Annotated in this window: 22 protein-coding genes, 3 tRNA genes, 1 other RNA gene and 1 pseudogene; 13 read left to right on the forward strand and 14 right to left on the reverse strand. The window is 74.0% G+C overall.

All coding sequences use genetic code 11. The features are described from left to right. Positions 1-48: 48 nt before the first annotated feature. Positions 49-122: transfer RNA gene (locus tag H9624_RS10735), tRNA-Pro, on the forward strand. A gap of 60 nt (positions 123-182) precedes the next feature. Here the strand turns inward: H9624_RS10735 and H9624_RS10740 are convergent. Together H9624_RS10740 and trxA are read right to left on the reverse strand one after the other, a co-directional pair. Beyond that, positions 183-998 carry a DUF3152 domain-containing protein gene (locus H9624_RS10740; protein WP_251839887.1) on the reverse strand — a complete coding sequence of 272 codons (816 nt, stop codon included), beginning with the start codon at positions 996-998 and terminating at the stop codon, positions 183-185. Positions 999-1,069: 71 nt separating this feature from the next. After that, positions 1,070-1,444, reverse strand: a complete 375-nt coding sequence (gene trxA / locus H9624_RS10745; protein ID WP_251839888.1) for a thioredoxin — start codon at positions 1,442-1,444, stop codon at positions 1,070-1,072. A gap of 95 nt (positions 1,445-1,539) precedes the next feature. On the opposite strand from trxA, the pseudogene H9624_RS10750 reads away from it, so the two are divergent. After that, positions 1,540-3,384, forward strand: a pseudogene (locus H9624_RS10750) (S9 family peptidase); the annotation flags it as partial. Positions 3,385-3,482: 98 nt separating this feature from the next. Here the strand turns inward: H9624_RS10750 and H9624_RS10755 are convergent. From H9624_RS10755 to ffs, 7 genes are all read right to left on the reverse strand, one after another. Further along, the gene (locus H9624_RS10755) at positions 3,483-4,556 is read right to left on the reverse strand and encodes an aspartate-semialdehyde dehydrogenase (RefSeq protein ID WP_251839889.1); all 1,074 of its coding nucleotides are present in this window, start codon (positions 4,554-4,556) and stop codon (positions 3,483-3,485) included. Then, positions 4,553-5,830 carry an aspartate kinase gene (locus H9624_RS10760; RefSeq protein WP_251839890.1) on the reverse strand — a complete coding sequence of 426 codons (1,278 nt, stop codon included), beginning with the start codon at positions 5,828-5,830 and terminating at the stop codon, positions 4,553-4,555. Before H9624_RS10760 ends, H9624_RS10755 begins: the two co-directional genes overlap by 4 nt. A 134-nt stretch (positions 5,831-5,964) precedes the next feature. Continuing rightward, the gene (locus H9624_RS10765) at positions 5,965-6,741 is read right to left on the reverse strand and encodes a sulfite exporter TauE/SafE family protein (RefSeq protein ID WP_251839891.1); all 777 of its coding nucleotides are present in this window, start codon (positions 6,739-6,741) and stop codon (positions 5,965-5,967) included. 57 nt (positions 6,742-6,798) lie between these two features. Further along, positions 6,799-7,395 carry a DUF5063 domain-containing protein gene (locus tag H9624_RS10770; RefSeq protein WP_251839892.1) on the reverse strand — a complete coding sequence of 199 codons (597 nt, stop codon included), beginning with the start codon at positions 7,393-7,395 and terminating at the stop codon, positions 6,799-6,801. After that, complete coding sequence (gene recR, locus H9624_RS10775; RefSeq protein WP_251839893.1) at positions 7,388-7,987, reverse strand: recombination mediator RecR; 600 nt, start codon at positions 7,985-7,987, stop codon at positions 7,388-7,390. Before recR ends, H9624_RS10770 begins: the two co-directional genes overlap by 8 nt. Before the next feature lie 51 nt (positions 7,988-8,038). Continuing rightward, the gene (locus H9624_RS10780) at positions 8,039-10,630 is read right to left on the reverse strand and encodes a DNA polymerase III subunit gamma and tau (protein WP_251839894.1); all 2,592 of its coding nucleotides are present in this window, start codon (positions 10,628-10,630) and stop codon (positions 8,039-8,041) included. A 53-nt stretch (positions 10,631-10,683) separates the two neighbouring features. Continuing rightward, positions 10,684-10,780: signal recognition particle sRNA small type (ffs, locus tag H9624_RS10785), an RNA gene on the reverse strand. Between the two features lie 129 nt (positions 10,781-10,909). Between ffs and H9624_RS10790 the strand changes: the two genes are divergently transcribed. From H9624_RS10790 to H9624_RS10805, 4 genes are all read left to right on the forward strand, one after another. Beyond that, positions 10,910-10,994: transfer RNA gene (locus H9624_RS10790), tRNA-Ser, on the forward strand. Positions 10,995-11,109: 115 nt separating this feature from the next. Next, positions 11,110-13,587, forward strand: coding sequence for an excinuclease ABC subunit UvrA (uvrA, locus tag H9624_RS10795; protein ID WP_251839895.1), 2,478 nt, complete (start codon positions 11,110-11,112; stop codon positions 13,585-13,587). A gap of 57 nt (positions 13,588-13,644) precedes the next feature. Next, on the forward strand, positions 13,645-13,968 hold the full coding sequence (locus tag H9624_RS10800; protein WP_251839896.1) for a type II toxin-antitoxin system VapB family antitoxin: 324 nt from the start codon (positions 13,645-13,647) through the stop codon (positions 13,966-13,968). Positions 13,969-14,039: 71 nt separating this feature from the next. Next, positions 14,040-14,675, forward strand: a complete 636-nt coding sequence (locus tag H9624_RS10805; protein ID WP_251839897.1) for a LytR C-terminal domain-containing protein — start codon at positions 14,040-14,042, stop codon at positions 14,673-14,675. Positions 14,676-14,706: 31 nt separating this feature from the next. Here H9624_RS10805 and H9624_RS10810 read toward each other — a convergent pair whose 3' ends face one another. Beyond that, positions 14,707-16,008, reverse strand: coding sequence for a uracil-xanthine permease family protein (locus H9624_RS10810; protein ID WP_251839898.1), 1,302 nt, complete (start codon positions 16,006-16,008; stop codon positions 14,707-14,709). Between the two features lie 96 nt (positions 16,009-16,104). Between H9624_RS10810 and H9624_RS16915 the strand changes: the two genes are divergently transcribed. Continuing rightward, the gene (locus H9624_RS16915; RefSeq protein ID WP_251839899.1) at positions 16,105-16,551 is read left to right on the forward strand and encodes a DUF4190 domain-containing protein; all 447 of its coding nucleotides are present in this window, start codon (positions 16,105-16,107) and stop codon (positions 16,549-16,551) included. A 31-nt stretch (positions 16,552-16,582) separates the two neighbouring features. Further along, positions 16,583-17,314, forward strand: coding sequence for a glutamine amidotransferase (locus tag H9624_RS10820; RefSeq protein WP_251839900.1), 732 nt, complete (start codon positions 16,583-16,585; stop codon positions 17,312-17,314). Between the two features lie 46 nt (positions 17,315-17,360). Here the strand turns inward: H9624_RS10820 and H9624_RS10825 are convergent. After that, positions 17,361-17,448, reverse strand: a tRNA-Ser gene (locus H9624_RS10825). Between the two features lie 160 nt (positions 17,449-17,608). Here H9624_RS10825 and H9624_RS10830 point away from each other — a divergent pair. Genes H9624_RS10830 through H9624_RS10840 form a run of 3 tightly spaced genes read left to right on the forward strand, consistent with a single transcriptional unit; the run spans position 17,609 to position 19,971 of the window. Then, a complete protein-coding gene (locus H9624_RS10830; protein WP_251839901.1) occupies positions 17,609-18,139 on the forward strand; it encodes a PAS domain-containing protein in 531 nt (176 codons plus the stop codon). After that, the gene (locus H9624_RS16570) at positions 18,136-19,035 is read left to right on the forward strand and encodes a methyl-accepting chemotaxis protein (RefSeq protein WP_286011080.1); all 900 of its coding nucleotides are present in this window, start codon (positions 18,136-18,138) and stop codon (positions 19,033-19,035) included. The genes H9624_RS10830 and H9624_RS16570 overlap by 4 nt, the downstream gene beginning before the upstream one ends. 33 nt (positions 19,036-19,068) lie before the next feature. Continuing rightward, positions 19,069-19,971, forward strand: a complete 903-nt coding sequence (locus tag H9624_RS10840; protein ID WP_251839902.1) for a Sir2 family NAD-dependent protein deacetylase — start codon at positions 19,069-19,071, stop codon at positions 19,969-19,971. 169 nt (positions 19,972-20,140) lie between these two features. Here the strand turns inward: H9624_RS10840 and H9624_RS10845 are convergent, their stop codons facing one another. Next, positions 20,141-20,593 (reverse strand): nucleoside deaminase, encoded by a 453-nt coding sequence (locus H9624_RS10845; protein WP_251839903.1) that lies wholly within the window; start codon positions 20,591-20,593, stop codon positions 20,141-20,143. Positions 20,594-20,640: 47 nt separating this feature from the next. Between H9624_RS10845 and upp the strand changes: the two genes are divergently transcribed. Together upp and H9624_RS10855 are read left to right on the forward strand one after the other, a co-directional pair. Then, entirely contained in the window at positions 20,641-21,276 is a 636-nt protein-coding gene (gene upp, locus H9624_RS10850; protein ID WP_251839904.1) for a uracil phosphoribosyltransferase, read from the forward strand. 269 nt (positions 21,277-21,545) lie between these two features. Beyond that, entirely contained in the window at positions 21,546-22,862 is a 1,317-nt protein-coding gene (locus tag H9624_RS10855; RefSeq protein ID WP_251839905.1) for a CAP domain-containing protein, read from the forward strand. Positions 22,863-22,866: 4 nt separating this feature from the next. On the opposite strand, the gene H9624_RS10860 is transcribed toward H9624_RS10855, so the two are convergent. Next, positions 22,867-23,133, reverse strand: coding sequence for an acylphosphatase (locus H9624_RS10860; RefSeq protein WP_251839906.1), 267 nt, complete (start codon positions 23,131-23,133; stop codon positions 22,867-22,869). A 1-nt stretch (position 23,134) separates the two neighbouring features. Beyond that, positions 23,135-24,511: a serine hydrolase gene (locus H9624_RS10865; RefSeq protein ID WP_251839907.1), complete on the reverse strand. Its 1,377-nt coding sequence runs from the start codon at positions 24,509-24,511 to the stop codon at positions 23,135-23,137. Between the last annotated feature and the right edge of the window lie 15 nt (positions 24,512-24,526).

The following is a 24,526-nucleotide window of genomic DNA, read 5'->3' on the forward strand; positions in this document are numbered from 1 at the left end:
CCGGTTTCACTCCTGAGCAGGTGCTCCGCTATCCTGATCTGGCTTTACCGGGGTGTGGCGCAGCTTGGTAGCGCGCCTCGTTCGGGACGAGGAGGTCGTGGGTTCGAATCCCGCCACCCCGACCGGTAGAAGGCCCGGAACCGCAAGGTTCCGGGCCTTCGGCGTCTCTCCGGGCGCTCTGGTCAGCCGGCGGGCCAGCCGTTGGGCAGGCAGCCGCCCAGGCCGAGGGTCTGCTGGACCATCACCGGGGCCGTCTCGCCCGGGGCCGGGCAGGCGACGTGGCCGTGGCCGATCACGTGGCCGACCTCGTGGTTGACGAGGTACTGGCGGTACTCGGCGACCGTCCCACCGGCCTCGAGGAAGGGCTCGGCGCCCTGCGCCCAGCGGACCGCGTTGAGCACGGCGTAACCCACCCGGCCGCACGAGACGGTGCCACCGGTGTCCACCGGGGCGCACAGCTCGTCGGTGGTGGCGGGTGAGGCGAGCGTGAGGTCGACGTCCGCCTCGCCGTCGGTGCGGGCGAAGACGACGGAGCCGTCGTGGCCCCACCCACGCGGGTCGTTGAGCGTGTCCATGACCTGACGGGCGAACTCGTGCCCGTCCACCCCCAGCCCGGTCTCGACCTCCACGCGCACGGTGACGACGCCCTCCGCCTCGTGCGGGGCCGCGACGGCGCCCGGGACCGTCCGCAGCCGCCCACCGGCGTCGTGCGGCACGTCGGTACGCCACAGGCCGCCCTGCTCGGCGAGGAAGGTGAGCGTGGGCGCCTTGGGGGGCGGCTTGGGCCGCTCCTCACGGGCGTCGACGGACACGCCGTTCCTGCCGGGTGAGCGTCCGCCGTCGGGCACCTGTCCGCCGTCGGGCACGCCCGTGCCGCCGAGGATCCGGGGAGCCACCCAGGGATCCCCGGACTCCGGCGTCGGCGAGGGCGCCGGGACGGCGCCCAGCAGGGCGGCCACCGTCGCCAGCGTGGCCAGGCCCCACGACACGCGTCTCATCTCACCTCACTGGGACTGAACCAGCGTCCCCCGCCGCGCGGGGGTGGCGGCGCAGACGCGGCCGAGTCTACTCAGGCCTGCTGCTCCGCCTGGGCGTCGGCGACCTTGGCCCGGACCTCGTCCATGTCCAGACCCTTGACCTGGTCGATGAGCTGCTCGAGCTGCGGACCGGGCAGGGCGCCGGCCTGGGAGAAGACGAGGACGCCCTCACGGAACGCCATGAGCGTGGGGATGGCGGTGATGCCGGCCTGCGCGGCGAGCTGCTGCTCGGCCTCGGTGTCGACCTTGGCGAAGACGATGTCCTCGTGCTTCTCGGAGGCCTTCTGGTAGACCGGCGCGAACTGCTTGCAGGGGCCGCACCAGTCGGCCCAGAAGTCCACGAGGACGATGTCGTTGTCCGTGATGGTCTGCTCGAGGGTCGTCGCGGTGACGTCGGTGGTAGCCATGCTCACTCCTGTCGATCGGGATTGTCTTGCGGGTCAACACGTGGCGCCGTCAACTATTCCGTCTCGCGCTCGCGCCACCGACCTACGCTGGGCTCATGTCGAGGTTGTCACGCTCCAGCGGCCGGCGCACGCGCGCCGCGCGCAGCTCGCCGGGCGGTTGGCCGCCCCCGGTCTGGGAGCAGCGCTTCCGGGCGCCGGAGCTCGAGGTGCCCGAGTGGGCCTCGGACGCGCCGGACCGCGCGTGCGTCGTCGCCACCGTCGACGGGCGCCCGCAGGTGCACTCGTGGGAGGCGAGGACCGGACGTCTGGTGGTCGCCACGGACCGTCCCGCGGGGACGACCGACGCGACGATCGACCCCGCCGGCCGGTGGCTGTGGTGGTTCGACGACACCGACGGCGACGAGTGGGGCAGCTGGCGGCGCCAGCCCTTCGGCTCCCCGCCCGGCCGGTCCGCCGAGACCCCGCTCCCGCTGCCGCCCGCCTACCAGGCGGGTCTGCACCTCGCACGCGACGGGACGGGCGTCGTCGGGTGCACCGACCCGGACGCCGGCACGACCATCCACCAGGTCTTCCTCGACGGCTTCTCGGCGACGCCCGCGCCGGTGCTCCTCTACGCCGGGGACCACGACGCCGAGGCCGCGGCGCTGAGCGACGACGGGAACCTCCTCGTCGTCGGGCACGCCGAGGGCGGCGACCCGCGCCACCCGGCCCTGCGCGTGCTCTCGGCGGACACCGGCGCGACGGTCGCCGAGCTCGACGACGGCCCGGGGCGTGGGCTGTGGGCGCTCGACTTCCCGCCACTCCCCGGCGACTCCCGCCTCCTCGTCCTCCACGAGCGCACCGGCACGCCACGGGCCGCGGTGTGGGACGTCCTCAGCGGTGCGTGGCGCGAGCTCGCCCTCGACGTCGACGGCGAGGTCGCCGACGCCACGTGGTACCCGTCCGGGGACGCCGTGCTGCTCGCCGTGGACCACCGGGCGCGCACCCGACTGCACCGCCACGACCTGCGCACCGGGCGCAGCACCCTCGTCGGCCCGGCCGACGGGACGGTCGACGGCGCGACGGCGCGCCCCGACGGCGAGGTCTGGTACTCGTGGTCCTCGGCCGCCGAGCCGCCCAGCGTCCGCACCACCCGGACCGGCGCCGGGCTCCTCGCTCCGGTCGGCCCGCGTCCCCGACCGTCCGTCGGCGTGCGCGACATCGACGTGCCGGGTCCCGGCGGCGAGGTGCACGCGCTCCTGCGGCTGCCCGCCACGGGGACGGCGCCGCACCCCGTCGTCGTCGACGTCCACGGCGGGCCGGCCGACCACCGCACCGACTCCTTCTCCCCCACCCTGGCGGCGTGGGTCGACCACGGCTTCGCCGTCCTCAGCGTCAACTTCCGCGGCTCGACCGGGTACGGCACCCGGTGGCGCGACGCCATCGAGGGCGACGTGGGCCGGGCCGAGCTCGCTGACATCGCCGCCGTCCACGACCGCCTCGTCGCCGACGGGACGCTCGACCCGGCGCGTTCGGTGCTCGCCGGGGCGTCGTGGGGCGGGTACCTCACGCTGCTCGGCCTGGGCACCCAGCCCGAGCGGTGGGCGCTCGGCCTGGCCGACGTGCCCGTGGCGGACTACGTCGCGGCCTACGAGGACGAGCTGCCCACCCTGCAGGCCGTCGACCGGGCGCTGCTCGGCGGGTCCCCGGAGGAGGTCCCCGAGGCCTACGCCGCCGCCAGCCCCCTCACCTACGTCGACGCCGTACGGGCGCCGGTGCTGCTGCTGGCGGGGCTGAACGACCCGCGCTGCCCGCTGCGGCAGGTGCAGCGCTACGAGAGCGCCCTGCGGGAGCGGGGCGGCGTCGTCGAGCTCTACCAGTACGGCGGCGGGCACGGCTCGCACGTCACCGCCGAGCGCGTGACCCAGATGAGGATGCAGCTCGACTTCGTCACCCGCCACCCCCCCCACCTAGTCGCCGAGTACGCACGAACGGTCACCGCGGGGCGCTGGCAGGCGCCCGCTGGTGACCGTTCGTGCGTACTCGGCGGAGGTGGGGGTTACGCGCTCGCCAGGATCTTCTCCGCGAGGAGCTCGGCGATCTGGATGGTGTTGAGCGCCGCGCCCTTGCGCAGGTTGTCCCCGACGACGAACAGGGCCAGCCCGCGGCCGTCCTCGACGCTCTGGTCCTGACGGATACGGCCGACGAAGGTCGCGTCCTTGCCCGTCGCGGCGAGCGGGGTGGGGACGTCGGCGAGCTCGACGCCCGGGGCGTCCGCGAGGAGCTCGCGGGCACGCTCGGCGGAGATCGGGCGCTCGAACTCGGCGTTGATCGACAGCGAGTGGCCGGAGAACACCGGCACGCGCACGCAGGTGCCGGAGACGGCGAGCCCGGGCAGGTCGAGGATCTTGCGGGACTCGTTGCGGAGCTTCTGCTCCTCGTCGGTCTCCTCGCTGCCGTCGTCGACGATGCTGCCCGCGAGGGCGACGACGTCGAAGGCGATCGGCGCGACGTAGGTCTGCGGCTCGGGCAGGGTGACGGCGGAGCCGTCCTGCGCGAGCGCCGTCGTGTCCTGCTCGACGGCGGCCCGCACCTGGGTGTCGAGCTCACGGACCCCGGCGACGCCCGAGCCGGACACCGCCTGGTAGGTCGAGACGACGAGCCGCTTGAGGCCGGCCTCCTCGTGGAGCACCTTGAGCGTCGGCATCGCGGCCATGGTCGTGCAGTTGGGGTTGGCGACGATCCCGGTGGGGATGTCCTCCAGGGAGTGCGGGTTGACCTCGGAGACGACGAGGGGCACCTGCGGGTCCTTGCGGAACGCCGAGGAGTTGTCCACGACGAGCGCACCGGCCTCGACGAAGCGCGGCGCCTGCTCCCGGGACGTGGCCCCGCCGGCGGAGAACACGGCGATGTCGATGCCGCTGAGGTCCGCCGTCGCGACGTCCTCGACGACGACGTCCTCGCCCTTCCACGGCAGGGTCTTGCCGGCGGAGCGGGCGGAGGCGAAGTAGCGGATGGCGGCGACGGGGAAGTCGCGGTCCTCGAGGATCTGGCGCATGACGGCGCCGACCTGCCCGGTGGCACCGACGACGGCCAGCGTGACGCCGGCCCGGTCTGCTGCGTGCGTGCTCATCGTCCCGTCCCTCCGTAGACCACGGCCTCGGAGTCGCTGCTGTCCAGGTCGAAGGCGCTGTGGACGGCGCGCACGGCGTCGTCGAGCACCTCGGCCCGGGTGACGACGGAGATGCGGATCTCCGAGGTCGAGATCATCTCGATGTTGATGCCGGCGTCGAAGAGCGCGCCGAAGAGCTTGGCGGAGACGCCCGGGTGGGAGCGCATGCCCGCACCGACGAGCGAGAGCTTGCCGATCTGGTCGTCGTAGCGCAGGTCCGCGTAGCCCAGGTCCCCGGCAGCGGCCCGTAGCGCGGCGAGGGTGGCCTCGCCGTCGGCCTCGGGCAGCGTGAAGGAGATGTCGGTGAGGCCGGTGGCCGAGGACGAGACGTTCTGGACGATCATGTCGACGTTGGCACCGGCGCCGGCGACCACCGCGAACAGGCGGGCGGCGGCACCCGGGACGTCGGGGACCCCCTTGACGGTGATCTTGCCCTGGCTGCGGTCGTGCGCGACCCCGGCGATGATCGGGTCTTCCATGCTGCTCTCCTCGCTCTGGGAGTCGTCGTCGTTGCTGATCCAGGTCCCCACCTTGGAGGAGAAGGAGGATCGCACGTGGATGGGCACCCCGTAGCGGCGGGCGTACTCGACCGCTCGCAGGTGCAGGATCTTGGCGCCGTGCGCCGCCATCTCCAGGGTCTCCTCGCTGGTGATCGAGGTGATCTGGCGGGCGGTGGGCACGATGCGCGGGTCCGCGGTGAACAGGCCGTCGACGTCGGTGTAGATCTCGCAGACGTCGGCGTCCAGCGCCGCGGCGAGGGCGACGGCGGTCGTGTCGGAGCCGCCGCGGCCCAGGGTGGTGACGTCCTGGTTCTCGCTCACGCCCTGGAAGCCGGCGACGATCGCGACGCCGCCCTCCTGGATGGTCCGCGCGATGCGCTCGGGGACGACGCCGACGATCGAGGCCTTGCCGTGGGCGGCGTCGGTGAGCACGCCGGCCTGCTGGCCGGTGTAGGACCGGGCGGTGACGCCGAGCTCGGTGATTGCCATCGCGAGGATCGCCATGGAGATGCGCTCGCCGGCGGTGAGGAGGATGTCCAGCTCACGCTCGGAGGGCTTCGCGGTGACCGAGGCGGCGAGGTCGAGCAGCTCGTCGGTGGTGTCGCCCATGGCCGACACGACCACGACGACGTCGTTGCCGGCCTCCTTGGTCTCGACGATTCGTTTCGCGACGCGCTTGATGCTGGTGGCGTCGGCGACGGACGAACCGCCGAACTTCTGCACGACAAGGGGCACGAGAGGGCTCCGCTGGTTGGGTACAGGTGGAGCCGGCCGGGAGGGGGCGCGGCCCCGAGAACGCAGCACAGTCTAGGTCGATCTCAGATCTCGGTCATCTGAGTGTCCGCTGACTGGAAAACCTGCGTCAACACTCACCCGCTGAGGACGTCCCAGCCGAGACGGGCGATGAGCGCGAGGACGACGACGAGGAACACGACCCTGACGAAGCCGCTCCCCTTGGCCACGGCCATCCGCGCCCCCAGGTACCCACCGACGAGGTTCGCCGCCCCCAGCGCCAGGCCCAGGCCCCACAGGACCGCGCCGTGCGGGACGAAGAACAGGAGCGCGCCGGCGTTCGTCGCGAAGTTGACGATCTTGGCCAGCGCCGAGGCCGGCAGGAAGGCGTAGCCGAGCACGGAGACGAGGCTGATGACGAGGAAGGTGCCGGTGCCGGGGCCGAGCAGCCCGTCGTAGGCGCCGATGCCCAGGCCGAGGGCGGCGGCGGCCAGGTGGTGGCCCCGGCCGCTCCAGCGCAGGTCGGTCTGGGCGCCGATCGTGGGCCGGGCGATCGTCCAGGCCGCCACCGCGAGGAGGACGACGAGGATGATCGGGGTGAAGAGCTCGGAGGGGATCTGCGCGGCGAGCGCCGCCCCGCCGAAGGCGCCGACGAGCGCGGCGAGCGCCATGGGCGCCGCCGTGCGCAGGTCCGGGCCCACGCGCCGGTAGTAGGTGAGGGCGCTGACCGACGTGCCCATGATCGAGCCGACCTTGTTGGTCGCCAGCGCCTGGACCGGGCTGATGCCCGGCACGAGGAGCAGCGCCGGCAGCTGGATGAGACCACCACCGCCGACGACGGCGTCCACCCAGCCGGCGGTGAAGCCGGCGAGCAGCAGGAGGACGAGGCCGAGGACGTCCAGCTCGAGGGGCACGCGCCCATCCTGCCCCACGGCGCGGCCGGGCCTGTGCGGCGGCCGCAAGGGGTGGGGTCAGACCGCGCCGTCGGCGTGGAGGGCGTCGAACTCGGCGTCGGCGGCGACGTCGGCGGGCACGTCGAGACGGAGGTGGGAGAGCACCGAGAGGAGGGCGCGCAGCGCTGCTGCCGCGCGGTCCCCCCAGCTGGACAGGTAGGAGAACTGCCACCACCACAGCGCCTCGATGACGTTCCCGGCGCGGTGGTGGATGAGGCCGCGCCGCAGCGCGAGGGCCACCTCGGCGATGTCCGCGGACAGCATGCCGGTGACGGAGACGTTGTCGACGAGCGGGTCGGGGACCTCGCGGTACTCGTCGAGACCGTCGAAGACGTTCGCCAGACCGAGGCGGAGCGGGTCGGCGTCGGGCTCCTCGCCGTCGTCGGGCTCGAAGCGCTGGGGCGGGACGACGTCGGTGACGGCGCCGAGGCGGGCCCCGGCGGCGCTGAGGTCGGAGAGCGCGAGGAGGAGCAGGGAGATGGCGAGGTCCGGGTGGGCGCCGGCGGCCACCTGGGTGACCGTCTCGAGGAAGCGCTCGGACTCGGCGGCCATGGCGCCGGCGAGGGCATGGAGGTCGGCGACCTCGGCGCCCTGCGGGTCGGTCTGCTCAGGCATCGATCCTCCTGCGTCCCTCGAAGGCCCTGCCTAGGGTGATCTCGTCCGCGTACTCCAGGTCCCCGCCCACGGGCAGGCCGGACGCGAGCCGGGAGACCGGGATGCCCATCCCACGGAGCATGCGCGCGAGGTACGTGGCGGTGGCCTCGCCCTCAATGTTGGGGTCGGTGGCGAGGATGACCTCGGTGACGTTGCCGTCGGCCAGGCGGGTCATCAGCTCGCGGATGCGGAGGTTGTCCGGGCCGATGCCGTTGATCGGGTTGATCGCGCCGCCGAGCACGTGGTACTTCCCGCGGAACTCGCGGGTGCGCTCGATCGCGACGACGTCCTTGGCCTCCTCGACGACGCACAGAACGTCGTCGCTGCGGCGGGTGTCCAGGCAGATACGGCAGCGCTCACCCTCGGAGACGTTGCCGCATACCTCGCAGAAGCGGACCTTGCTCTTGACCTCCGTGAGGACGTGCGCGAGCCGCTCGACGTCCGCGGTCTCGGCCGACAGGACGTGGAACGCGATCCGCTGGGCGCTCTTGGGCCCGATCCCGGGGAGTCGACCGAGCTCGTCGATGAGGTCCTGCACAGCGCCTTCGTACACCTGGACAGCGTACGTCCCCCCGGTGACACCGGGGGGTCCGGCCCGGTGCGGCTACTCCTCGTGGATGATCGTCCCGCCGAGCATCCGCTCGATGAGGGGCGCCCCGACGAGCCCGGAGTGCTCCGCGTCCGGGTCGTCCATGCTCGGGACGTCGTCGGCGGGCGCGATCCGGGCAGCGGCGGGCGGCTCGGGTGCGGGCGGCGCCGTGCGCGGCGCGGCGGCGCGTCCCTGCGGTCCCGCGCCGTCCCGTCCCGTCGCGGACGACGACGGCGAGCCGGCCGACGGCGGTGACGCGGCGGGAGCCCGGGAGTCGGGCGCGGGGCTCGGCGGCGCCGCGGGCTCGCTGGTCCAGGCCGGCGGCTCGGGTGCGGGCTCGCCCCACGGCTCGGCCGCGGGGGCGGGGTCCGGGGCTCCCCAGGCGGAGGAGGTGGCCGGTGCCGGGGCCGCGTAGGGGGCCTCGCCCTGCCGCCCGTCCTCGGCCGCGGTGCTGAGCACCGGCTCGATGCGGAGCTGGACGCCGAGGGTCTCGAGGAGCGCGCGCTGGAGGTGCTCGGTGTGGGCACCGCTGCCGAAGGTGTGCGCGAGGCCGGAGGTGGCGAAGGCGAGGTGGAGGACTCCACCGGAGACCTCACCGACCTGGGCGTTCTGGGAGACCAGCGCCCAGGTGGTGCGCTTGAAGCGCGCGAGGGTGGAGAGCACCTCGGGCCACCGGCGGCGGATGAGGTCCGCGTCCGGCCCGGCCGGCGCGGGAGTCGCCGGCGCGGGAGCCGCGGGCGCGGCGCCGCCGCTCGGCATCGACCCGCGGCCGGGCGTGGGGCCGCCGGGGGCCGGGCTCGCGGGGGCGCTGCCCCAGCCCGCCTCGGACTGCGGCTCCGCCGCCTGCCGCGCGGCCGGGGGCTGGGACGCGGCCGGTCGCTCGGGCGTCCTGTCGACCTCCCACGCGGGCTGCTCCCGCTGCGGGGGCGGGGCGGCCGGACGGTCGTCCTCCTGCGCGGGCGCGGAGCGCTGAGCGTCCTGCGAACGTGCGTCGTCCGCCCGCTCGGGGGCAGCAGCCTCGCGTCCGGGCTGCTCCTCGCGGGGGCGGGGGGCCCTGGGACGCTCGGCGGCAGCCGGACCGGCGTCCGGCTGCTCCTCCGCCCGGCGGGCGTCCTCGCGCTGCGGGCGGTCGTCGCGGTCCGGGCCGGGTGTGGGCTCGGCGGGCGCCGGTGCGGCCTGCGGCGTCGTCCGCTGTGCCGGGGCAGGGGCCTCCTCCGAGGGGGCCGGCGCATCCTGGGCCGGCGCCGACGGAGCGGACGCCGCCTGGGCGGGAGCGGGCGCGGCCTGGGCGGGAGCGGCCTGGACGGAGGCGGACGGCGCAGGCGCGGACTGAGCCGGGGTCGACGGCGCGGGCGCAGCCTCGGCGGGAGCGGACGGCACAGGCGTCGCCTGGGCGCGCGCGGACTGACTCGGCACGGGCTGGGCGGCGGCCGGAGCGCCTCCCCCACCGGAGAGGTGACGCTCGATGCGGTCGAGGCGGGCCGCGTGGCCGCGGGCGGCGTCGTCGGCGCCGGGCAGGAGCAGGCGCGCGCACATGAGCTCGAGCTGGAGACGCGGGGAGGTGGCCCCGCTCATCTCGGTGAGGGCGTCGTTGACGAGGTCGCCGGCGCGGGTGAGCTCGGCGGGGCCGAGCTGCTGGGACTGGACCTGCATGCGCTCGAACTGGTCCTTGGACAGCGAGCGCAGCACGGAGACCGCGTGCTCCCCGGACACGGCGATGACGACGAGGTCGCGGATCCGCTCGAGGAGGTCCTCGGCGAAGCGTCGCGGGTCGTGGCCGGAGTCGATGACGCGGTCCACGACGCGGAAGAGGCTCGCGCCGTCGCGCGCGGCCAGGGAGTCGACGACGTCGTCCAGCAGGGTCGCGTGGGTGTAGCCGAGCAGGGCGACGGCCCGCTCGTAGCTGACCTCCCCGTCCTGGGCGCCGGCGATGAGCTGGTCGAGCACCGACAGGGAGTCACGCACCGAGCCGCCGCCCGCGCGCACGACGAGCGGCAGCACGCCCGTGGCCACCCGCACGCCCTCGGCCGTGCACAGCTCCTCGAGGTAGGACTGCAGGCGCTCCGGCGGCACGAGCCGGAAGGGGTAGTGGTGGGTGCGGGAGCGGATGGTCCCGATGACCTTCTCGGGCTCCGTCGTCGCGAAGACGAACTTCACGTGCGCCGGCGGCTCCTCGACGAGCTTGAGGAGGGCGTTGAAGCCCTGGCTCGTCACCATGTGGGCTTCGTCGATGATGAAGACCTTGTAGCGGTCGCGGGCGGGGGCGAAGGCCGCCCGCTCCCGCAGCTCGCGGGCGTCGTCGACGCCACCGTGCGAGGCGGCATCCATCTCGACGACGTCGAGCGAACCGGAACCGCCGCGGGCGAGGTCGACGCAGCTGGGGCAGACACCGCACGGGGTGTCGGTCGGGCCCTCGGCACAGTTGAGGCAGCGCGCGAAGATGCGCGCCGACGTCGTCTTCCCGCAGCCGCGCGGCCCGGAGAAGAGGTAGGCGTGCGTGATGCGGTCCGACTTCAGCGCGGCCCGCAGCGGGTCGGTGACGTGCTCCTGCCCGATGACGTCCGCAAAGGTCTCGGGGCGGTAGCGGCGGTACAGGGCGGTGCTCACCCCACGACTCTAGGCGCCCGAGGCCCCTCCTCGCGCCCCCCCCTGTGCAGGCATGAAAGGACCCCTCGCGCACCCGCCAGAGCTCACCTGCCCTTGCTGCCTTCCGGCCCTGGGGGAGTTCAGTGAGGTGACGCCGCACGAGGGGTCGGCACCAAGTCTAACGGACGGTGACGGGCGGTCCATCCCACGTCGCGAACCGGGGCGTGAGTGAGGGATGGCGCACACCTGGGCACGGGCGGTTCGATCCACGGCCGGTCCTCGGGTACTCTCGACGCGCCAGGAGGATTCGCCTAGTGGCCTATGGCGCACGCTTGGAAAGCGTGTTGGGTTAACGCCCTCGGGGGTTCGAATCCCCCATCCTCCGCCGGTGCCGAACGGCCTCCGACCGCGTACAACGCCGGTCGGGGGCCGTCGGTCTTTCCAGCCCGAGGGTCGCGACCGGGTGGCACGCCGAGCCGGCCCGTGCCTACGGTGCCTACGTGGCAGACGAGGCGACCGACCCCTTCGTGCGCGTCCGGGGCGCCGCCGAGCACAACCTGCGAGGCGTCGACGTCGACCTCCCCCGGGACGCGATCGTCGCCTTCACCGGTGTCTCGGGGTCCGGAAAGTCCTCCCTCGCGTTCGGCACCCTGTACGCCGAGGCGCAGCGCCGGTACTTCGAGTCGGTGGCGCCCTACGCCCGCCGCCTGCTCCAGCAGGTGGGGGCACCGCACGTGCGGGAGGTCACCGGCCTACCGCCCGCCGTCGCCCTCCAGCAGCGCCGCGGCGCCCCGAGCTCCCGCTCGACGGTGGGCACCCTCACGACGCTCTCCAACCTGCTGCGGATGCTCTACTCCCGGGCGGGCACCTACCCGCCGGGGGCGGCACGGCTGGACGCCGAGGCGTTCTCCCCGAACACCGCGGCGGGCGCCTGCCCGCGGTGCCACGGGCTCGGCGAGGTGCACGACGTCACCGAGGACCTCCTCGTCCCCGACCGCTCCCTCAGCATCCGCGACGGCGCGATCGCCGGGTGGCCCGGCGGCTGGCAGGGCAGGAACCTGCGGAGCGTCGTCATGGGCCTGGGCATCGACGTGACCCGGCCCTGGCGCGAGCTCAGCCCGGAGGACCGGGACTGGCTGCTCTTCACCGACGAGCAGCCCTCGGTGCTCGTCGCCCCCGAGCCCGGCCGCATCGACCACGGCTACTACGGGAAGTTCTGGAGCGCGCGCAAGCACGTCATGCACGTGCTCGCGAGCTCCAAGAGCCAGCGGATGCGCGACCGGGCGATGCAGTTCGTCCGCAGCGTCACCTGCCCCGAGTGCCACGGCGGCCGCATCCGGCCCGCGGCGCTCGCCGTGACCTTTGCCGGCCGCTCGATCGCCGAGGTCGGCGCCATGCCGCTCGCCGAGGTCGCCGAGCTGCTGCGCCCCGTCGCTGCCCTGCCCGAGGCGGCCGCCGCCACCCCCGGCGCCGGCTCCGGGGAGTCGACCGAGGTGGCGATGCGGCTCAGCGCCGACCTCGTCGCCCGCATCGACGTGCTCCTCGGACTCGGCCTGGGCTACCTCAGCCTCGCGCGCCCCTCCACGACCCTCTCGCCGGGCGAGGCCCAGCGCCTGCGGATCGCCACCCAGCTGCGGTCGGGGCTCTTCGGTGTGGTCTACGTGCTCGACGAGCCGTCCGCGGGGCTGCACCCGGCCGACGCCGAGCCGCTGCTCGACGTGCTCGACCAGCTCAAGGCGTCGGGCAACTCGCTCTTCGTCGTCGAGCACGACATGGACGTGGTGCGCCGGGCCGACTGGGTGGTCGACATCGGCCCCGGCGCGGGCGAGCGCGGCGGACGCGTGCTCTACAGCGGCCCGGTCGCGGGCCTCGAGGAGGTGGCGGAGTCCGCCACCGGCCTGCACCTCTTCGGGCGGACGGAACCGCTGGAGCGGCCCGCCCGCGCACCGCAGGGCTGGCTGCACCTACGCGGCGTCTCCCGCCACAACCTGCGCGACGTCTCCGTCGACGTGCCCCTCGGCGTGCTCACCGCGGTGACCGGCGTCTCCGGCTCCGGGAAGTCCACCCTCGTCACGCAGGTGCTCGCCGAGGTCGTGCGCCGCCACCTCGGCGTCACGCCCGAGGACGACGACGGCGCGGCAGTCGCGCTCGACCTGCGGGACGCGGCGGGCCTCGAGGCCTTCGACCGGCTCGTCCTCGTCGACCAGCGCCCGATCGGCCGCACCCCCCGGTCCAACCTCGCGACGTACACCGGGATGTTCGACGCCGTCCGCCGGCTGTACGCGTCGACGGACGAGGCCCGGGCGCGCGGCTACACCGCCGGCCGGTTCTCCTTCAACGTCCCCGAGGGCCGGTGCGAGACCTGCGAGGGCGAGGGGTTCGTCTCCGTCGAGCTGCTCTTCCTGCCGGGCACGTACGCGCCGTGCCCCACCTGCCACGGCGCGCGGTACAACGCCGAGACTCTCGAGATCACCTACCGGGGCCGGACCATCGCCGAGGTGCTGGCGATGTCGGTCGACGACGCCGCGACGTTCCTCGCCGACGTGCCGGCGGCACTCCGCAGCCTGGCGACCCTCCGGGACGTCGGCCTGGGCTACCTGAGCCTGGGCCAGCCGGCGACCGAGCTCAGCGGCGGTGAGGCACAGCGCATCAAGCTCGCCACCGAGCTGCAGCGCGCCCGGCGCGACCACGCGCTGTACCTGCTCGACGAGCCGACCGCGGGCCTGCACCCCGCCGACGTCACGCTGCTGCTGCGACAGCTCCACCGGCTCGTCGACGCGGGCAGCACGGTCGTCCTGGTCGAGCACGACCTCGACACGATCGCGTCCGCCGACTGGGTCGTCGACCTGGGTCCCGGCGGTGGTGATGCGGGGGGACGGGTGGTCGCCGCGGGCACACCGGCCGAGGTCGCCAGGAGCGCGGACAGCGTCACCGCGCCCTACCTCGCCCGGCGGCTCGGGCGGGCAGGGCACCGGTAGTCCGCCCCCTCGTCCCGCCACCTCCCGAAACCCGCGGGTCGCACCTACTATCGACGGGTGATCTTCAAGGCAGTCGGCGATGGCCGTCCCTACCCGGACCACGGTGTGGAGACCACCCGCGACTGGGCCGCGGTCGCACCGCGGCAGGTCCGGCTGGACGAGCTCGTCACCACCAAGAGCGAGCTCGACCTGCGCCATCTCCTGGCGGAGGACTCCACCTTCTACGGCGACCTCTTCGCCCACGTCGTCTCCTGGCGCGGCGTCCTCTACCTCGAGGACGGGCTGCACCGGGCGCTGCGCGCGGCCCTCCAGCAACGCCTCCACGTGCACGCGCGGGTCCTCGAGCTGGACCTCGACGGGACGGTCCTGTCCGCCGGCTGAACCGGGCGTCTCACGGACCCGCCGAGTGACGGGTTCACGCCGGGGAGCGCCCACGCACTACCTTGGCCTCTGTGACGACTGACCCAGCCGAGGCCGCGCGCCGTCGTGCCGCCCGTCGCCGCCATCTCCAGCAGCGCCAGACCCTGATCTTCGGGATCATCATCACCGCGATGCTCGCGGTGGCGCTGGTGGCCGCCGCGATGTGGGGCAACGTGATCCCCTCACCCTTCGCCCGCCCCTTCAGCTCTCCGGAGCCCACCGACGCGGCCAGCGCGAACGTGCCCTGCCCGCCCGTGGACGCCCTCCCGGCGCCCTACAGCGAGATCACCGCGAACGTGTACAACGCGACGGACGAGACCGGCCTCGCCGCCCGCACCGCCAGCGGCCTGGCGCAGTACGGCGTCGTCATCTCCCAGGAGGCGAACTACGGGGGCAACCTCGAGGGTGTCGCGAACATCGTGAGCGGACCGCGCGGCCTGCAGGCCGCCTACACGGTCGCCCAGATCGTGCCCGGTTCGACCGTGTCGCTCGACGGGCGCGACGACGCCACCATCGACGTCGTCCTCGGCGGTGCCTTCAGCGAGGTGCCCGCGCCCGAGGAGACGGCCGTGGACCCCGAGCAGCCGCTCCCCCCGCCGCCGGGCTGCACGCCCGTCCCGGTCCCGAGCGACCCCGCCGAGGACGAGGAGGCGACGGCGGAGGGCTGAGCCGCTCCGCCGTCCCCTGGTCCCTCGGGCCTCAGCCCTCGCGCGAGGCGTCCGGCACCGAGGCCGGGCTCGCCGGCTCCGCCGTCGTCCCGCGCCACCGGGCCAGCGCCCGCATGACGTGGTAGACCCCGAGCGCCGCGGCCGTGCCGAGCGCGATGCCCTCGAAGCGCAGGTCCCCGGCCACCCACGTGTAGTTCGCGATGCCGACGATGAGGGCGATGGCGGCCGTCGTGAGGTTGACGGGGTCGGAGAAGTCGACCTTGGCCTGCACCCAGATGCGTGCACCGAGCACGCCGATCATCCCGTACAGGACGGTCGCGGCGCCGCCGAGGACACCCGCGGGGACGGTGTTGATGAGCTCGCCGAACTTCGGGGACATGCTGAGGACGAGCGCGACGACGGCGGCCACGCCGTAGGCGGCGGTCGAGTAGACGCGGGTCGCGGCCATGACGCCGATGTTCTCGGCGTAGGTCGTCGTGCCCGAGCCGCCGCCGGCACCGGCGAGCGTCGTCGCCAGGCCGTCGGCGAGGAGCGCACGGCCGGTCACGTCGTCGAGGTTCTCCCCCGTCATCGCGGCCACGGACTTCACGTGGCCGATGTTCTCGGCGATGAGGACGATGACGACCGGCACGAACAGGCCCAGGAGCGCCGGGTCGAAGCTCGGGGCGGTGAAGGTCGGCAGCCCGAGCCAGTCCGCCTGCTCCACGCGCGTGAAGCTCACCTCGTCGCGCAGGACGGCGACGACGTAGCCGGCGAGCACGCCGACGAGGATGGCGAGCCGGCCGAGGATCCCCCGGAACAGCACCGTGACGAGGACGACGACGGCGATGGTCACCAGGGCCGTCGCCGGCGCCGTCCTCACGTTGTTCCACGCGCTCGGCGCGAGGTTGAAGCCGATGAGGGCGACGACGGTGCCCGTGACGATCGGCGGCATGACGACGTCGATCCAGCGCGAGCCGGCGAAGTGGACGAGCAGCCCGACGAGGGCGAGGAGCACGCCGACGACGAGGATGCCGCCGAGCGCGGCGGACATCCCGCCCACCTGCGTCGCCGCACCGATGGGGGCGATGAACGCGAAGCTCGACCCGAGGTAGCTGGGGACCCGGTTGCGCGTGATGAGGAGGAACAGGATCGTGCCGACGGCGGAGAAGAAGAGCGTCGTCGACGGCGGGAAGCCCGTGATGAGCGGGACGAGGAAGGTCGCGCCGAACATCGCGACGACGTGCTGGGAGCCGATCCCGATGGTCCGCGGCCAGCTCAGCCGCTCGCGGGGGCCGACCACCTCGCCCGGTCCGACTCGGACCCCGTCCCCGTGAACCGTCCAGATCGCCATGTCCGTGCCCTTCGCCGCAGGTGTGTACGCCGCCGGGAAGAGTAGCGCCACCGCGGGCCCCGCCCCGGCCGTGTCCCACCGTGCAATCCTTGACGCGTGGACGACGGTCAGTGGCGCGCACCCGGGCGTGACGACCGTGCGCCGCGGGCCGAGCCCTACGCCCCCGCCGGCGCACCGGTCCCGGTGGGCGAGCCCTACGGGGGCGCACCGGCGCCGTCGCCGTACGTGACGCCGTCGTCGTCCGCGTTCGGCACGAGCGAGCGCCACCGCGAGCGGGTGCTCGGCGGGGCCGGCTACGACAGCCCCGCCTACCGCAACGACCGCGTCGCGGTCACGACGATGGTGTTCGGGGTCCTCGGGGTGGTCGTGCCGGGGCTGTGCCTGGTCGCGATCGCCTTCGGGCACCTGGGCCTGCACCGGCTGCGGACCTCCTACGAGGGCGGACGCGGGCTCGCGGTGGCCGGACTCGCTCTCGGGTACGCGATGACCGCAGTGTGGACAGGGCTGTTCCTCCTGTTCCTCTCCGCGCGGACACTGATCTGAGCGAGCCGCGGCGCGCAGGTAGCCTGCGGACGTGAAGCCCTTCCTGCTGATCTCCACCCGCTCCGAGGACGACGCCGCCGACTCGGAGTACGCGTCGATGCTCGCGCTGGGCGGACTCGCCGAGGCCGAGCTCGAGCGGCTGCGGCTCGAGGCCGAGCCGCTCCCGGACCTCGACCTCGAGGCCTACTCGGGCATCATCCTCGGCGGCAGCCCCTTCACCAGCTCGGTCCCCGACGAGCACAAGAGCGACACCCAGCGCCGCGTGGAGGCCGAGCTCAGCGGCCTGCTCGACGTCCTGGTGGAGCGCGACTACCCCTTCTTCGGGGCCTGCTACGGGATCGGCACGCTCGCCCGGCACATCGGCGGGGTCCTCGACGGCACCTACTCCGAGCCGATCAGCGCGCCGGTCATCTCGCTGACCGACGAGGGCCGAGCCGACCCCGTCCTCGCGGGGCTGCCGACGTCCTTCCAGGCGTTCGTCGGTCACAAGGAGGCGTGCACGCACCTGCCGGAGAGCGCCGTCATCCTCGCCACCTCCGAGCACTGCCCGGTGCAGATGTTCCGGGTGCGCTCGAACCTCTACGGCACCCAGTTCCACCCCGAGCTCACCCTCGAGGCGCTCGTCGAGCGGATGACCGTCTACCGGCACGCCGGCTACTTCGACCCCGACGACTTCGACGAGGTCCACCGCGAGGTCGCGGCCGCCGACGTCTCCGCGGCCGGACAGATCCTCACGAACTTCGTCCGGCGCTACGCGCGCTGAGGAACGGCAAACGGCCCGGGCCCCCGCTGGGGGACCCGGGCCGCGCTGGCGGTAGCGGTGGGATTTGAACCCACGGTGGCTTGCACCACACAGCATTTCGAGTGCTGCACCTTCGGCCGCTCGGACACGCTACCTCGGCGACCGAGTGTACCGGCCAGCCCGCCCGAGCAACTAATCCCCGGCCGGCCGCGGCGCTGTGGGCCTCACCTCAGCCCCGTTCCCTCAGGACGGGCCCGCTTCTGCCGATCGTTCGGCCTGAAGGGAAAGCAGTCTTTCGAGAGGTGGGCCAGACCCGTGCGAGCAACGGCGCCGACAGGAGTGGCGCGCACCTTCGGTGAGGACGAGATCATCGTGTCCAAGACCGACCTCAAAGGCCGGATCACCTACGCGAACGACGTCTTCCTCCGGGTCTCGGCGTACGAGGAGGACGACGTCCTCGGCCAGCCCCACAGCCTTATCCGCCACCCGGAGACGCCCCGCGGCCTCTTCCACCTGCTGTGGGACACCATCCAGGGCGGGGACGAGATCTTCGCCTACATCAACAACCTCGCCAGGGACGGCGCCCACTACTGGGTGCTCGCCCACGTGACGCCCACCCGCGACGCCCGCGGCGCCGTCGTCGGCTACCACTCCAGCCGCCGGTCCCCCTCGCCCGTCGCGGTCGCGCAGGTCGAGAAGGTCTACGCCCGCATGCGCGCGGCCGAGGCCGGTCACCGGCGGGCCGTGGACGCGGCCGCGGCGTCCCGCGCCGCGCTCGAGGAGCTGCTGGACGGGCAGCTCTATGACGAGCTCGTCTGGACCCTCGTCGAGGGAGGGCAGGCATGAGCCGTAAGCAGGACGCCGCCAGGATCGCCGCGCTCGAGGCGGAGCTCGCCACCCACCGCACCGCCCAGGCCGCCGTGACCGCCGTCGTCGAACGCGCCGCCGCCGGTGACCTCGAGGCCCGCGTGCCGGCCCTCGGCGAGGAGGTCCCCGCCGAGGCGCTGCGCGACGGCGTCAACCGGCTCCTCGACGTCACCGACGCCTTCGTCCGTGAGTCCCAGGCGGCACTCACCGCCGCCGCGGACGGACGTTTCCACCGCCGCTTCCTCCAGCAGGGCATGCCGGGCAGCTTCCGTGAGGGGGCCGCTCGGATCGACGCGGGGCGTGCGTCGATGGAGGACGGTGCCCGGCGGCTCGCGGAGCAGGTCGACGCACGGACGAGCTTCGCCGACTCCGCGCTGGCCGCCTCCGCGCAGGTCACCGCCGACCTCGGTGAGGTCGCGTCCTCGACGAGCCACCTGGCGGCGTCGACCGCAGCCGCCGTCGGCGAGGCGCACGCGGCACTGGGCACCATGCGTGAGCTCGAGGAGGCCTCAGCCGCCACCGCCGAGGCCGTCACCCTCATCAGCACGGTGGCCGCACAGACCCGCATGCTCGCGCTCAACGCCACCATCGAGGCCGCCCGGGCGGGCGACGCCGGCCGCGGCTTCGCCGTCGTCGCCCACGAGGTGCGCTCGCTCGCGGACGAGACAGCCACGTCCGCCGCACGGATCGGCGCCCAGATGGAGACCGCCATCGCCTCGGCCCACGAGGCCGCCGCGACCATCGACCGGATCGCCCGGCTCGTCGGCGAGATGGACACGCAGGTCGGCACCATCACGGCCGCCACCGGCGCGGGCTCGACGCTCGCGGAGATGGTCCACTCGCTGCGGGAGCAGATCGGCACCTTCGCCGGCTGAGCGGACCGGCGGGGCCGGGGTTAGCCTCGGCCGGTGGACCCGCTACGCCCCCTCATCGTCGCGCCGCCGGCCGACGCCGCCCGGCCCGAGCCGGAGGACGTCCCGGCCGCGCTTGCTCCCGTCGTCGACCTCCTGTCCGGAGCGAGGGTGGCGGCGCTGACCGGGGCCGGGCTGTCGACCGACTCGGGCGTGCCGGACTACCGCAGCCCCGGTTCCCCGCCGCGGCGGCCGATGACGCTGCAGGAGTTCATCGCCACCGAGGAGCACCGCCGCCACTACTGGGCGCGCAACCACCTCGGCTGGCGCCACCTGCGCGACGTCAACCCCAACGCCGGCCACGCCGCGCTGGCGCTCATGGAGTACGAGGGCACCGTCAACGGGGTCGTCACCCAGAACATCGACCTCCTCCATCTCAAGGCCGGGTCCCGCAACGTCGTCCACCTCCACGGGCGGTTCGACCAGGTGGTCTGCCGCGACTGCGGGCGCACGTTCTCCCGGGAGGCCCACGACCAGGCCCTGTCCGCGCTCAACCCGGGCTGGCGGGAGCGGCACGTCGACGACGTCGAGGTCGCCCCGGACGCCGACGCCGCCCTGGAGAGCACCGCCGACTTCCGCGTCGCGCCCTGCCCGCGCTGCGGCGGCACCCTCATGCCCGACGTCGTCTTCTTCGGCGGCACGACGCCGCGGGAGCGGGTGGAGCACGCCCGGGGAATCGTCGACGAGGCCGACGCCCTGCTGGTGGCCGGCTCCTCGCTGGCGGTGATGTCCGGGCTGCGCTTCGTGCGCCAGGCCGCCAAGTCCGGCAAGCCGGTCGTCATCCTCACCCGGGGCGAGACACGCGGGGACGACCTCGCGACGGCGAAGGTCGAGGTCAGCACGACCCTCGCCCTGCCCTACCTCGCCCGGATGCTGCCATCCCGCCACGCCGACGGCTAGGGTCTCCCGCGGCGCACCGGCGTCGCTGTCGCTGTTCTGCGCACAGGTTCGCGACACGCGGGCGACATGCCGGGACAGCTGTCGCCCGACTTGGAGCCGCCGGAACCTGTGCGCGGAACACGCGCAGGCGGTCTCGGAGGAATCCGGCTGTCGGTGAGGGAGAGAGGCGTCAGCGGCGGGCGGCGAAGAAGTCGCGGAGCAGGCGCGCCGAGCGCTCCTCCTCCACGCCGCCGACCACCTCGGCCCGGTGGTTGAGCCGCGAGTCCCGGACGACGTCGCGGACCGAGCCGCACGCGCCGGCCTTGGGGTCCCAGGCTGCGAAGACGACCCGGTCGACCCGCGAGAGCACCACCGCGCCGGCGCACATCGTGCAGGGCTCGAGGGTGACGACGAGCGTGCAGCCCTCGAGGCGGACGTCCCCGGTGGCGGCAGCCGCGGCGCGCAGCGCCAGGACCTCGGCGTGTGCGGTGGGGTCCCGGTCGACCTCGCAGCGGTTGTGCGCCGTCGCGAGCACCCTCCCGTCCCGGTCGAGGACGACGGCGCCGACCGGCACGTCCCCGCCCGCGAGCGCCCGCTCGGCGAGCTCCAGGGCAGTGTTCATCGCCACGGTCCACGGTGCCATGGGTCCCATCCTGCACGCCGCCGCCCTGGCACCGGTACGTTCTACCCATGCGCCTGCACGTCGCGGACCACCCGCTCATCGCCCACAAGCTCACCGTCCTGCGGGACGAGCGCACCGAGTCGCCCACCTTCCGGCTGCTCGTCGACGAGCTCGTCACCCTCCTCGCCTACGAGGCGACCCGTGAGGTGCAGACCGAGCAGGTGGAGATCGACACGCCGGTCGCGCGCACCACGGGCACGCACCTCGCCGCGCCGCGTCCGCTCGTCGTGCCGATCCTGCGCGCCGGACTGGGGATGCTCGACGGCATGACCCGCCTGCTCCCCACCGCAGAGGTCGGCTTCCTCGGGATGCAGCGCGACGAGCAGACCCTCGAGGCGATCACCTACGCCAACCGGCTGCCCGAGGACCTCAGCGGCCGCCAGGTCTTCGTCCTGGACCCCATGCTCGCGACCGGCAACACGCTCATCGCGGCGATCGAGTACCTCCTCGACCGCGGCGCCCGCGACGTCACGGCCATCTGCCTGCTCGTCGCACCCGAGGGCCTGCGGACCGTGGAGCAGGCGGTCGGGACGCGCGGTGAGGTCAAGATCGTCACCGCCGCCGTGGACGAGCGCCTCGACGAGAACGCCTACATCGTCCCCGGCCTCGGCGACGCCGGAGACCGCCTCTACGGCGTGGTCTGAGCCGCCCCATCTCCACTGTGCGCCCGTCCGGTGCACTGTGCGCCCGGTCCACGGGGCGCACGGTGACCGGGCGGGCGCACAGTGCGTTCCGGACCAGTGGGCCTGTGCGCTCAGGGTGTTACTCCTGTTACCAATGTGACATGTGAGGCCCGTGGGTCTAACCTGAGCGCGGACACATGGCTCGACGGCCCGCTGCACCCTCCCGCCGTCGACGCCTCGGCTAGTCACGGGCAGGGACGCACGCGTGCGCAGGCGGAGGAGGAGCCGTCGTGGCATCTGACGCACAGGCACGGACCGGCGCACGCCGTCCGCGCCGCACCGCTTCGCGCGTGGGCGCCGTCGCGGCCTCCTTCGTCCTCACCCTCACGGTGCTCGCGAGCACCGTGACCGCCGCACCGACACTGCCGGCCTGGGTGCTCCTGCCGCTCGAGGCCAGCGGCATGCCGGCGCACATGACCGGCGGCACCGTGGTCACGATGACGCCGGACCGCGCGGACATCAGCATCTCGCTGGCCGACTACGCCGCCCAGGAGCGTGTCGCCGAGGCCGCCCTCGCCGCCGCCGCGGACGCCACCAAGTCCCGCACGGCTTCCCTCGCGTCGCGCGCGCAGCGGCCCGAGAAGGCCGCGCCCGCGGTCGCGATGAACGAGAGCCCCGTCGCCACGCCCGGCGGGGACAACCCCGTCCTCGTGCCCGACGACGGCGCCGAGACGCTCCCCGAGCCGGAGCCCACGACCGCGCCCGCGCCGGAGCCCGAGGCGACCGAGGAGCCGTCCCCGGAGCCGGAGGTCACCGAGGAGCCGGAGCCCGAGCCCACCGAGGAGCCGGAGCCGCCGCTCACGGCCGCCCCCGCGCCCGCACCGGAGGCACCAGCCACCGCGGACCCGGAGCCCACCCCTGAGGAGTCGGCCGCTGAGCCCACCTCTCCGGAGGAGGGCAGCACGCCGAGCCCGAGCCCGTCGGCCACTCCGTCCCCGGCGCCGAGCCCCACGCCCAGCGCCACGCCGACTCCCACGCCGTCGGCGACTCCGAAGCCCACGCCCTCGCCGACGCCCAGCCCCACGCCGTCCGCGACGCCGAAGCCGAAGCCCACGCCGACGCCGACGCCCACCCCGACCCCGACTCCGAAGCCGACGCCGACGCCCACCCCGCCGCCCGGCGACACCGGCACGGCCCGTAGCACGCTGTTCGCCCTGCTCAACATCTTCCGCCAGGCCAACGGTCTGCCGCCGGTCGCGTACAACACCCACCTGCAGGGCGTCGCCCAGGGCTGGGCGAACCACCTCGCGGACTGGGAGCCGGCCAGCATGACCAGCGCCCACAACCCCCGGATGACGCAGCAGGTCGGATGCCGTGGCTACAGCACGGGGGCCTGGGGCTCGTGCAGCGAGCTCATCGTGCGCAACACCGGTGGCGCGTCGATGAACTTCAACACGCTGCTCACCTGGCTGCACACGTGGTGGACCCAGTCGCCCAACCACCGGCCGTGGATGCTCAGTGACACCTACACCCACGTGGGCTACGGCTTCGCCTGGAGCGAGGACCGCGTGCCCTACGCCGTCACGGTCATCGCCCAGAAGTACTGACCCGCTAGCGGACCTGGAAGTCCTGCTCCCCCTGGGGCTGCTCGACGCGCACGTCGACGTCCTCGACCCGCGCGGCGGACGGTCCCTCGTGCAGCCAGCGCAGCACCTGGTCGACGGCGGTCTCCTCCCCCTCGAGGACGGCCTCCACCCGCCCGTCGGGCAGGTTGCGCACCCAGCCGGCCACACCGGCGCGCTCGGCCTGGGCGGCGCAGGCCATGCGGAACCCCACCCCCTGGACCCGGCCGGTGACGGTCACGTAGCAGCGCCGCATGTCACTCCTCCTCGGCAAGCACCTCGGCGGTCTGGCCGACGACGCCGACCATCCACCCGGCGTCGGGCACCGCGGCCACGTCCGTCGCCGCGATCTGGACGACGACGGCGTACCCCTCGCCGTCCGCCGACCCCAGGTACCACGAGCCTGCCATCTCACCGGGCGCGCTGCCGCCCTTGAAGCCGACGTACTCCCAGCCCTCGGGCGCCTCGATGCCCGGGTTGAGCGCGAGGATGCCGAGCACCGTCTCGTCGCCGCTCTCCTGCAGGCCGGCGTGCGCGCGGCACAGGTCCTGCGCCGTGGCGAACCAGTCGAGCCCGTCGGGCCAGATGACGTCCTGGGCGAGCGCCGGGTCGACGGCGACCTCGCCGCCGGGCAGCCCGGCGAGGATCTCCTCGCGCCCGGCGGCGTCGGCGGCGGCCCACCGCTCGCGCAGCCCGGGGTCGGTGAAGCCGAGCTGGAACAGCTCGCGGGTGGTGACGAGCGGGGTGAGCAGCGCGGGGTCGTGGTGGCCGAGCCGCTCGACCGCCGCGAGCACGGCCTCGCGCCCCACGGCGTCGATGAGAAGGTCGGTGGCCGTGTTGTCGCTGATGGAGATCATGAGCTCGGCCGCGTCGCGGACGCTCACCTCGTGGCCCGCGGGCTCCTCCTGGAGGACGCCGGAGGGCAGGGAGCGCAGGTCGTCGGTGAGCGTGAGGGTGTCCTCCCACGCGAGCGTGCCGTCGGCGACGGCCTGGCGCACGGCGTCCAGGACGTAGAGCTTGACGATCGAGCCGATCGGCCGTGCGACGTCGGACTCCCGCTCGTGGAGGGGCTCGCAGGTGGCGCCGTCGGCGACGAGGACGGAGGTCTCGGCGTCGAGGCCCGCGAGCGCGGCGTCGAGGTCCTCCGGGGAGGTGACGTCCGGGACGGCGCGCGTCGCCTCGAAGAACAGGGTGCTCATCCGGCCGTCGGCCTCGGTGACGACGTGGAGGAGGAAGCGGCCGTCCTCCGCCGCGAGTGGCAGCCGGGCGGCGTCCTCGGTGCCCTCGTACCCCTCGACGACGTAGGGGCCACCCGCCCGCAGCTGGTCGAAGACGGCGGCCACCTGAGCCGCGGGCACCTCCGCGAGGAAGGGCTCGGCGAAGCGCTCCTGTGCCTCCTCGGCGCCGGGCCCCTCGTCCGCGGCGAGCTGCTCGAGCACCCACGCCGTGGCCTGTCCCGCCCGCGTCTGCGGGAGGGTGACGCCGTCGGCGATGCTCACCTCCTCGGTGGGCGCGGGCGGCGAGGACGACGACGGCGCACCCTCCGGATCCTCCGTCCCACCTCCCCCGCACCCGCCGACGAGGAGCAGCAGCGCGAGCGCTGCCGGCACGGTCCGACGTCTCCCCCGAGTCATGGCCCCGATCCTCCC

Origin of the sequence: Oceanitalea stevensii (assembly GCF_014837105.1) — a bacterium.
GTDB classification, from domain to species: Bacteria; Actinomycetota; Actinomycetes; order Actinomycetales; family Actinomycetaceae; genus Oceanitalea; species Oceanitalea stevensii.

Bases quoted from the DNA above. Each gene is read 5' to 3' on its own strand.
- H9624_RS10740 (WP_251839887.1), bottom strand. From the start codon at position 998: ATGAGACGCGTGTCGTGGGGCCTGGCCACGCTGGCGACGGTGGCCGCC.
- trxA (WP_251839888.1), bottom strand. From the start codon at position 1,444: ATGGCTACCACCGACGTCACCGCGACGACCCTCGAGCAGACCATCACG.
- H9624_RS10845 (WP_251839903.1), bottom strand. From the start codon at position 20,593: ATGGCACCGTGGACCGTGGCGATGAACACTGCCCTGGAGCTCGCCGAG.
- H9624_RS10810 (WP_251839898.1), bottom strand. From the start codon at position 16,008: ATGGCGATCTGGACGGTTCACGGGGACGGGGTCCGAGTCGGACCGGGC.
- H9624_RS10755 (WP_251839889.1), bottom strand. From the start codon at position 4,556: ATGAGCACGCACGCAGCAGACCGGGCCGGCGTCACGCTGGCCGTCGTC.
- H9624_RS10860 (WP_251839906.1), bottom strand. From the start codon at position 23,133: ATGCGGCGCTGCTACGTGACCGTCACCGGCCGGGTCCAGGGGGTGGGG.
- H9624_RS10770 (WP_251839892.1), bottom strand. From the start codon at position 7,395: ATGCCTGAGCAGACCGACCCGCAGGGCGCCGAGGTCGCCGACCTCCAT.
- upp (WP_251839904.1), top strand. From the start codon at position 20,641: ATGCGCCTGCACGTCGCGGACCACCCGCTCATCGCCCACAAGCTCACC.
- H9624_RS10865 (WP_251839907.1), bottom strand. From the start codon at position 24,511: ATGACTCGGGGGAGACGTCGGACCGTGCCGGCAGCGCTCGCGCTGCTG.
- H9624_RS16570 (WP_286011080.1), top strand. From the start codon at position 18,136: ATGAGCCGTAAGCAGGACGCCGCCAGGATCGCCGCGCTCGAGGCGGAG.